We start from the raw sequence: 9,679 nt of genomic DNA, 5'->3' as shown, positions 1-9,679 counted from the left end.
CCAACAAGGGTGGCGCCCGGCGATACTCTACTGGCGTTTCCGACAACCGTATCGGGCTCGCAACCTGCGGCGCACTACCCGCCAATGGATGGGGAATACTCACCGCCAACCCGCGTGCAAGCACCTGGGGGTCCTGGAACATTTGCGCCAGGTTATTGATAGGTCCACATGGCACCCCTGCCGCCTCCAAATGGGCCACCCACTCCGCCGTGGTCTTGAACACCGTAGCCTGGCGAATCAATGGAATCAGTTCGGCCCGGTTGGCCACCCGCAGCTTATTGGTAACGAATCGAGGGTCTTCCGCCCACTGCGGCTGTCCGGCCACTTCGGCGAACTTGCGGAACTGGCTATCATTGCCCACGGTAAGAATGAAATCGCCATCTGCCGTCGGAAAGTCCTGATAAGGGACTATATTAGGATGCGCATTACCCAGCCGACGAGGAGGGCTGCCCGTGGTCAGGTAGTTCATTGCCTGGTTCGCCAGGCAGGCCACCTGCACATCGAGCAATGCCATGTCGATATGCTGACCGACCCCGGCCTGATCCCGGTGGGCGAGAGCAGCCAGCATGGCGACCGTGGAATACAACCCGGTCAGAATGTCGGTAAGCGCCACCCCCACCTTGACCGGCCCGGCGCCCTCTTCACCCTCCGGACGACCAGTCAGGCTCATCAGCCCACCCAACCCCTGGATCATGAAGTCATAGCCAGCGCGCTTGGCATAGGGCCCGGTCTGACCGAAGCCGGTAATGGAGCAATAGATGAGCTGCGGGTTTATCGCCTTCAGGCTCTGGTAGTCCAGGCCATACGCTGCCAGCCCACCTACCTTGAAGTTCTCTATGACGATATCGCACTTCGCCGCCAGTTCACGCACCAGCCGCTGTCCCTCCGGCTGGGTAAAGTCGATGGTCACTGAGCGCTTGTTGCGGTTGGCCGACAGGTAATAGGCCGCCTCACTGGTGTCCTCACCTTCGGCATCCTTGAGAAAAGGCGGCCCCCATGAGCGGGTATCGTCGCCACTGCCAGGGCGCTCGACCTTGATCACGTCGGCGCCAAGGTCAGCCAAAATCTGACCAGACCACGGGCCGGCCAACACGCGCGAAAGGTCTAGCACCCGCAGATGTGATAGCGCGCCCATGGTTTGCTCCTTATCAATAGAACGCCTGGATACCGGTCTGCGCACGACCCAGGATAAGTGCATGCACATCATGGGTACCTTCATAGGTGTTGACCACCTCCAGGTTAACCAGATGGCGGGCCACACCAAACTCGTCGGAGATGCCGTTGCCGCCCAGCATGTCACGCGCCATACGGGCGATATCCAGCGCCTTACCGCAGGAATTGCGCTTCATGATGGAGGTGATTTCCACCGCAGCCGTCCCTTCATCCTTCATGCGACCCAGACGCAGGCAGCCCTGCAGCGCCAGGGTGATTTCTGTCTGCATGTCGGCAAGCTTCTTCTGAATCAACTGGTTGGCGGCCAGTGGACGACCAAACTGCTGACGGTCCAGGGTGTACTGGCGAGCGGTGTGCCAGCAGGCTTCAGCGGCACCCAGCGCACCCCACGAAATACCATAGCGAGCCGAGTTCAGGCAGGTGAACGGGCCCTTGAGGCCACGCACGTCCGGGAAGATGTTCTCTTCTGGCACGAACACATTGTCCATGACGATTTCACCAGTGATCGACGCGCGCAGGCCAACCTTGCCATGGATTGCCGGGGCACTGAGGCCTTGCCAACCTTTTTCCAGTACGAAGCCACGAATATCGCCCGCATCATCCTTGGCCCACACCACGAACACATCGGCGATGGGACTGTTGGTGATCCACATTTTACTGCCGGTCAGCCGGTAGCCACCGTCGACCTTCCTCGCGCGCGTAATCATCGAACCAGGATCGGAGCCATGGTTAGGCTCGGTCAGACCGAAGCAACCGATCCACTCGCCACTGGCCAACTTGGGGAGGTACTTCTGCTTTTGAGCTTCGGTGCCAAATTCGTTGATCGGCACCATCACCAGCGACGACTGCACACTCATCATCGAGCGGTAACCTGAGTCGATACGTTCCACTTCGCGAGCAATAAGGCCATAGCACACATAATTCAGGCCACTGCCACCGTATTGCTCGGGAATGGTTGCACCCAACAGGCCTACTTCACCCATCTCGCGGAAGATCGCCGGATCGGTCTGCTCATGGCGGAAGGCCTCAAGCACACGCGGGGCCAGCTTGTCCTGGGCGAACTGATAAGCGCTGTCACGCACCATACGCTCTTCTTCAGTGAGCTGCTGATCCAGCAGCAACGGGTCGATCCAGTTGAAGCTTGCTTTACCGGCCATGAGCGAATCCTCGAAATAGGGGTCAGTTTCTTGTGCCTTTGAGCCTAGGCCTGATCGGCCGCCGGGACAAACGAGGATTGCGCACCAATTAGTGATATTTTGTCACTCCGTAAATCGGCAAAACGCCTTATTGACAGCCTTACAAGTGAGGTTGACGTACATGCGCCGTAAGATCCCCAGTACCGCCGCCCTGATTTGCTTCGAGGCGGCAGCCCGTAACGAGAGCTTTACCAAGGCTGCCCAGGAACTCGCGCTGACCCAGGGTGCCGTCTGTCGGCAGATCGGTGGCCTGGAAGCCTTCCTTAATGTGGAACTGTTCCGTCGCTCGCGCCGCGGCGTAAGGCTGACCGAAGCCGGCCTATCCTACAGTCGCCAGGTGGCGGCCCAACTGGACGCCGTGGAGCGCGATACCTTGTCGGTCATGCGCCAGCAAGGCGCCAATGTGATCGAGCTGGCGGTAGTGCCGACGTTTGGCACTCAATGGCTCCTGCCACGGCTCAAGGACTTCCAGCAGCGCCACCCGGAGGTCACAGTCAACCTCACCAACCGCACCCGGCCATTCCTGTTCGCCGACACTACCTTCGATGCCGCCATCTATTTTGGTGATGCGGACTGGTCAGGCACCCAGTCGCACCAACTGATGGGTGAAAACCCAGTACCCGTGTGCAGCCCGGCACTGCTGAACGGCCAGGGCATGCTCGAGGCACGCCACATCGCGCAGCTACCACTGCTGCAGCAGAGCACGCGCCCGTATGCCTGGCGGCAATGGTTCGGCAGTGTGGGCATGAATGTGGAGCGCGACATGACAGGCCCGCGCTATGAACTATTCTCGATGCTCGCCCAGGCGGCCATGCACGACATGGGCATTGCCCTGATACCACCGTTCCTGATCCAGCGGGAGTTGGAGGAGGGAAGGCTGGTGGTCGCTAACAGGCATGCCCTGAGTAGCGACAAGGCCTACTATCTGATGATTCCAGAGCGCAAGGTGGAGTCGGCGTCGCTACGCGCCTTTCGCGACTGGTTGGTAAGCCAGGCTCAGGCCTACCTGAATAGATCAGGGGCAAGCGCGACAAATTGACCCTGTAGTCAATTATTTTAAACACCTACAGATATATGTATATGTCGCATATTCGCAAACTGTAACGCAAGCATAAAAACACCCTTTAACCGTGCTCAGTACGCGGCTTTGCGGGTTATTTTGCGACATCCAACTAGTCGTAAGCGAATTGGCCGCTTTTTTTTTGATTTTTTCTCCTAATCTGCCAATGGCGCATGTTTGACGGGCTGCAACCCTATTGCTGCGACAAGCGGTCACAGGGTGACTTGTAGTTTTGACTTCGTTTCGCTCCAGAACCGGTTGAAGGCCTTCGGGTTCGTCTGCAAAATGCTTCGCCCCGCCCGGGATCCGGCGGGTTGGCGCTCCACAGCCGCCCCAGCACACCATCCGAAGTGTGCTGGCTTCTACAAAGACAAAAGGTCACCGCAGGAGAAATAGTCGTGCACATTGGTGTTCCTCTCGAGACGCAGACCGGTGAGACAAGGGTCGCTGCGACCCCCGAAACCATCAAGAAACTGATTGGCCAGGGCCATCAGGTCACCGTTCAACGGGGGGCAGGGCTCAACGCCGCCATTCCGGACAGTGCCTATGAAGCCGTGGGTGCTTCCCTTGGGAGCGCCGCCGATGCCTACGGCGCCCAATTGGTACTCAAAGTGGTCGCCCCCAACGACCAGGAACTGGCCCTGATCAACAGCGGCAGCCTTCTGGTGGGCATGCTCAACCCCTTCAACGGTGAGCTGATCGGCAAGATGGCCGAACGCGGTATTACCGCCTTCGCCCTGGAAGCCGCGCCGCGAACCTCGCGGGCGCAGAGCCTGGACGTGCTGTCGTCGCAGGCCAACATCGCCGGCTACAAGGCCGTGTTGCTGGCAGCCCATCACTACCCACGCTTCATGCCAATGCTGATGACCGCTGCCGGTACCGTTAAGGCCGCACGCGTCCTGGTACTGGGCGCTGGCGTTGCCGGCTTGCAGGCCATCGCCACCGCCAAGCGCCTGGGTGCGGTGATCGAAGCATCCGACGTTCGCCCGGCGGTGAAAGAGCAGATCGAATCACTGGGTGCAAAATTCATCGACGTACCCTACGAGACCGACGAGGAGCGAGAGTGCGCCGAAGGTGTTGGCGGCTATGCCCGACCAATGCCGGCCAGTTGGATGCAGCGCCAGGCCCAGGCCGTGCACGAGCGCGCCAAGCAGTCCGATATCGTCATCACCACCGCGCTGATCCCCGGGCGCAAGGCGCCGACCCTGCTAAGCGCCGAAACCGTGGCGCAGATGAAGCCTGGCTCGGTGGTCATCGACCTGGCTGCAGCCCAAGGCGGCAACTGCCCGCTGACCGTCGCAGACCAAGTGGTGCAGGAGAACGGCGTGACCATCGTCGGCCCTACCAACCTGCCGGCCCAGGTGGGTGCCGATGCCTCGGCACTGTATGCACGCAACCTGCTGGACTTCATGAAGCTGCTGTTCGACAAGGACGGCGCGCTGATCATCAACCTCGAAGACGACATCGTCGCGGCCTGCCTGATGTGCCGTGATGGTCAGGTCGTCCGCAAGAACGGCTAAGGAGCACGACAATGGAAGACATGCTGATTTCCCACGGCATCTATAACCTGATCATTTTCGTGCTGGCCATCTATGTGGGCTACCACGTGGTGTGGAACGTCACCCCGGCGTTGCACACCCCACTGATGGCGGTCACCAATGCCATCTCGGCAATCGTCATCGTCGGCGCCATGCTGGCCGCGGCCCTGACCGTGACCCCGGCCGGCAAGCTGATGGGCACCCTGGCCGTGGCCCTTGCCGCAGTCAACGTGTTCGGTGGCTTCCTGGTCACCCGCCGCATGCTTGAAATGTTCAAGAAGAAAACCAAGAACGAGGCGAAGAAGTAAGCATGAGCATGAATCTGGTAACGCTCCTCTACCTCGTCGCCTCGGTGTGCTTCATCCAGGCGCTCAAGGGCCTGTCGCACCCGACTACCTCGCGGCGCGGCAATCTGTTCGGCATGATCGGCATGGGTCTCGCCATCCTCACGACGGTCGGCCTCATTTATAAGCTTGGGGCTGAACTTGCCACTGCCGGTATCGGCTATGTCATCGTCGGCCTGCTGGTCGGCGGCACCGCCGGTTCCATCATGGCCAAGCGCGTCGAAATGACCAAAATGCCCGAACTGGTCGCTTTCATGCACAGCATGATCGGCCTGGCCGCGGTGTTCATTGCCATCGCCGCCGTGCTGGAGCCACAGTCGATGGGCATTGTGGCTGCCATCAGCGATCCGATCCCCACCGGCAACCGCCTGGAGCTGTTCCTCGGTGCTGCCATCGGTGCCATTACCTTCTCCGGTTCGGTGATCGCCTTTGGCAAATTGTCGGGCAAGTACAAGTTCCGCCTCTTCCAAGGCGCACCGGTACAGTTCGCTGGCCAGCATAAACTCAACCTGATCCTTGGCCTGACCACCATCGCCCTCGGCCTTCTGTTCACTTTCACTGGCCACTACAGTGCCTTTACTCTGATGCTGGTCCTGGCCTTCATCATGGGTGTGCTGATCATTATTCCGATCGGCGGCGCCGACATGCCAGTGGTGGTGTCGATGCTCAACAGCTACTCGGGCTGGGCAGCGGCCGGTATCGGCTTCTCGCTGAACAACTCGATGCTGATCATCGCCGGTTCCCTGGTAGGTTCGTCCGGTGCCATCCTCTCGTACATCATGTGCAAGGCGATGAACCGTTCGTTCTTCAACGTCATCCTTGGCGGTTTTGGTGGCGATACCGACAGTGGCGCGGCGCAAGGTTCGCAAGAGCAGCGGCCGGTGAAGTCCGGCTCGGCTGACGACGCCACCTTCCTGCTCAGCAATGCCGACAGCGTGATCATCGTTCCAGGCTACGGCCTGGCGGTGGCCCGTGCCCAGCACGCGCTGAAAGAGCTGACCGAGAAGCTGACCCACAACGGCGTGACCGTGAAGTATGCGATTCACCCGGTGGCGGGCCGTATGCCCGGGCACATGAACGTACTGCTGGCCGAGGCTGAAGTGCCGTACGATCAAGTATTCGAGATGGAAGACATCAACGCCGAGTTCGGCCAGGCCGACGTGGTGCTGGTGCTGGGCGCCAACGACGTGGTCAACCCGGCGGCGAAGAACGATCCCAAGTCGCCAATCGCCGGTATGCCGATCCTCGAAGCGTTCAAGGCCAAGACCATCATCGTCAACAAACGCTCGATGGCCAGCGGCTATGCCGGCCTGGACAACGAGCTGTTCTATCTGGACAAGACCATGATGGTGTTCGGTGACGCCAAGAAGGTCATCGAGGACATGGTCAAAGCGGTGGAGTGACAACAGCCGCTACAAACCAGCTGATATAAAGGAAGCCCCGGACAGAATCTGCCGGGGCTTTTCTTTTGTTGATCCGGATCAACGGCTCAAATACAAGGCTTCTCATACGACCATGGTCGTGGGACGGCAATGGGCGAAATCTCTAGACTGCGCTGCAGTAGTTTCAGTAGCCCGAGATAACAATCCATGTACCGTGATCGTATCCGCTTGTCCTCCCTGCACAGCAAGGTAATGAGTGCGGCTGATGCCGCTGGTCTGATCGAGGACGGCATGACTGTCGGCATGAGCGGCTTCACCCGCGCCGGCGAGGCCAAGGCCGTACCGCATGCACTGGCCGAACGTGCCAAGCAATCGCCTCTGAAAATCAGCCTGATGACCGGCGCCAGCCTGGGCAATGACCTGGACAAACAACTGACCGAGGCCGGTGTACTGGCCCGCCGCATGCCATTCCAGGTCGACAGCACCCTGCGCAAGGCCATTAATGACGGCCAGGTGATGTTCATCGACCAGCACCTGTCGGAAACCGTCGAGCAACTGCGCAACCAGCAGCTGAAGCTGCCGGACATCGCGGTCATCGAAGCCGTGGCCATCACCGAGCAAGGCCACATCGTGCCAACCACTTCGGTGGGCAATTCGGCCAGCTTCGCGATCTTCGCCAAGCAGGTGATTGTGGAGATCAACCTCTCGCACAACACCAACCTCGAAGGCCTGCACGACATCTATATCCCAACCTACCGCCCGACCCGCACACCAATCCCGCTGGTCAAGGTCGACGACCGAATCGGCAGCACCGCCATCCCGATCGACCCGGCCAAAATCGTCGGTATCGTCATCAGCGACCAGCCAGACTCGCCGTCCACTGTGCTGCCGCCAGATGATGAAACCCAGGGCATCGCCGACCACCTGATCAACTTCCTCAAGAAGGAAGTGGATGCCGGCCGCATGACCAACAAGCTCGGCCCGCTGCAAGCCGGCATTGGCAGCATTGCCAATGCGGTGATGTGCGGCCTGATCGAGTCGCCGTTCGAAAACCTGACCATGTACTCTGAAGTGCTGCAGGACTCCACCTTCGACCTGATCGACGCCGGCAAGCTGAGTTTCGCCTCGGGCAGCTCGATCACCCTGTCGACGCGCCGCAATGCCGATGTGTTCGGCAACCTGGAACGCTACAAGGACAAGCTGGTGCTACGCCCGCAGGAAATCTCCAACCACCCGGAAGTGGTACGTCGCCTGGGCATCATCGGTATCAACACCGCACTGGAGTTCGATATCTACGGCAACGTCAACTCCACCCACGTCTGCGGCACCAGGATGATGAACGGCATCGGTGGCTCCGGCGACTTCGCCCGAAACGCTCACCTGGCGGTCTTCGTCACCAAGTCGATTGCCAAAGGCGGGGCGATTTCCAGCGTGGTGCCAATGGTCAGCCATGTCGACCATACCGAGCACGACGTGGATATCCTGGTCACCGAGCAGGGCCTGGCGGACCTGCGTGGCCTGGCGCCGCGCGAACGGGCGCGGGCGATCATCGACAACTGCGTGCATCCAGACTACCGCGCTGCGCTGAACGACTATTTCGACCGCGCCTGCCAGCGTGGCGGGCATACCCCGCACATCCTGCGTGAGGCCCTGAGCTGGCACGAAAACCTGGAAGAAACCGGGCGCATGCTGGCAAGCTGATCCAGATGTGGTACGGAACGGCGGCCCTGCCTCCGCTGTTCCGGCCCTTCGCGGGCTTGCCCGCTCCCACAGGTGATGTGCAACCCTCAAGGGCAGCACTTTCCCTGTGGGAGCGGGCAAGCTCTCGTATGGACCATAACAGTCAAACCCTTCTATCAATACACCCTTTCCGCTATCAACAACACAATCTGTACTACTGTACTGGTGTTTTTAGACCTTCTCGACTGACAAATCCCATTTCTCGAACAAGAATGCACCAAAGAAGTGCGGACCAGTACAGTTACGCCTATTTCGAGTGCAACAGTAGGGTTACACAGTTAACTGAGCCATCGTCTTTCAACCGAACTGTATCTACTGTTATGGACGACAGAGGAGGATCATTGGCATCAGTTAAATCACTACCTAATCCCGCCATAAGCGGAAGGATGAAGCATCATGGAACGTACCCTCAGTTCCGGTCTGGTTTTTGAAAGCAACGCCCAACAATCCAACGCCTCGATGCCACTGCGTGCATTGTCGACCCTGCTGCTGTGGCAGCGTCGCATGACCAGCCGTCGTCAACTGGCTCGCCTGGACTCCCGCCTGCTTGCAGACGCCGGTATCAGCGAGTCGCAGCGTTACGAAGAGCTGAGCAAGCCTTTCTGGCGCTAAGCTCCCGGCTTGCCGGCTTTGGCCGGCACCGTGAATTCCTCAAACCCGTTGCAGGCGACTGCAGCGGGTTTTTTAATGCCCGAAAGACGCACCGTTGTAGAGTACTTATGATTCGACCAGTACAGTTTTACAAAACTTCATATTGGCCTGAACAGTTCTCCGGCTCAGCAGTCGTCATCCTCTCCATGCAGCACCGCGTGGTACGCTTGGCCTAACCGTCTGCTAGAACCAATTATTGAAAACGTAACGTAACGAGCCCTGCAAACGTCCGATACAGCAGAACCAACCTGACCTACCCAGGAGTCCACGACCATGTCCCGCAAACACTTGCTTGGCGCCGCGCTGTTGCTTGGCCTGGCCGGCACTGCCAACGCCACCAGCTTCGTTGTCACCACCGATACGGTAGTACGTGCCGTTGCCGCCTCCACCGACGCCACTTCCGACCTGAGCTCTTCGTTCCGCGACGACAAGATCGTCCAGGCCGCCCGCGATGACGCAGCCAGCTTCGTCGGCACTCAGGGCGCTATCCGCGGCGCCCGACTTGAAAGCGCTTTTGTTCACATCCGTTCGAACATGCCCAACCTGCAAGCTAGCGATACACAGTTGGCCCAGGCCATCCTGGCGCTCTGATACA

The 9,679-nt window shown here is 59.4% G+C and carries 9 protein-coding genes (1 of these 9 running past the window's edge); 7 read left to right on the top strand and 2 right to left on the bottom strand.

The features are described 5' to 3' along the window. On the bottom strand, positions 1-1,135 hold the 5' portion of the coding sequence (locus AC3B5Q_RS00580; RefSeq protein ID WP_135192431.1) for a CaiB/BaiF CoA transferase family protein. It extends 86 nt beyond the left edge of the window; 1,135 of the gene's 1,221 nt are visible here — the first part of the coding sequence; its start codon is at positions 1,133-1,135; its stop codon lies beyond the left edge, outside the window. 13 nt (positions 1,136-1,148) lie between these two features. After that, positions 1,149-2,330, bottom strand: a complete 1,182-nt coding sequence (locus AC3B5Q_RS00575) for an acyl-CoA dehydrogenase (RefSeq protein ID WP_003252907.1) — start codon at positions 2,328-2,330, stop codon at positions 1,149-1,151. 160 nt (positions 2,331-2,490) lie between these two features. Between AC3B5Q_RS00575 and AC3B5Q_RS00570 the strand changes: the two genes are divergently transcribed. The 7 genes from AC3B5Q_RS00570 (at position 2,491) to AC3B5Q_RS00540 (ending at position 9,675) form a co-directional block, all read left to right on the top strand. Beyond that, a complete protein-coding gene (locus AC3B5Q_RS00570; RefSeq protein ID WP_004575245.1) occupies positions 2,491-3,408 on the top strand; it encodes a LysR family transcriptional regulator in 918 nt (305 codons plus the stop codon). A 419-nt stretch (positions 3,409-3,827) separates the two neighbouring features. After that, entirely contained in the window at positions 3,828-4,949 is a 1,122-nt protein-coding gene (locus AC3B5Q_RS00565) for a Re/Si-specific NAD(P)(+) transhydrogenase subunit alpha (protein ID WP_135192430.1), read from the top strand. 11 nt (positions 4,950-4,960) lie between these two features. Continuing rightward, entirely contained in the window at positions 4,961-5,275 is a 315-nt protein-coding gene (locus AC3B5Q_RS00560) for an NAD(P) transhydrogenase subunit alpha part 2 (RefSeq protein ID WP_003252914.1), read from the top strand. A gap of 2 nt (positions 5,276-5,277) precedes the next feature. Further along, positions 5,278-6,714 carry an NAD(P)(+) transhydrogenase (Re/Si-specific) subunit beta gene (locus AC3B5Q_RS00555; RefSeq protein WP_021784627.1) on the top strand — a complete coding sequence of 479 codons (1,437 nt, stop codon included), beginning with the start codon at positions 5,278-5,280 and terminating at the stop codon, positions 6,712-6,714. A gap of 186 nt (positions 6,715-6,900) precedes the next feature. After that, the gene (gene scpC / locus AC3B5Q_RS00550) at positions 6,901-8,394 is read left to right on the top strand and encodes a succinyl-CoA:acetate CoA-transferase ScpC (protein ID WP_021784626.1); all 1,494 of its coding nucleotides are present in this window, start codon (positions 6,901-6,903) and stop codon (positions 8,392-8,394) included. A 435-nt stretch (positions 8,395-8,829) separates the two neighbouring features. Further along, complete coding sequence (locus AC3B5Q_RS00545; RefSeq protein ID WP_021784625.1) at positions 8,830-9,045, top strand: DUF1127 domain-containing protein; 216 nt, start codon at positions 8,830-8,832, stop codon at positions 9,043-9,045. Positions 9,046-9,357: 312 nt separating this feature from the next. Continuing rightward, positions 9,358-9,675: a DUF2388 domain-containing protein gene (locus AC3B5Q_RS00540; RefSeq protein ID WP_274102781.1), complete on the top strand. Its 318-nt coding sequence runs from the start codon at positions 9,358-9,360 to the stop codon at positions 9,673-9,675. Positions 9,676-9,679: the final 4 nt, after the last annotated feature.

Source organism: Pseudomonas sp. D5(2026), assembly GCF_057766845.1.
This window is presented reverse-complemented; position numbering and strand designations above follow the sequence as displayed.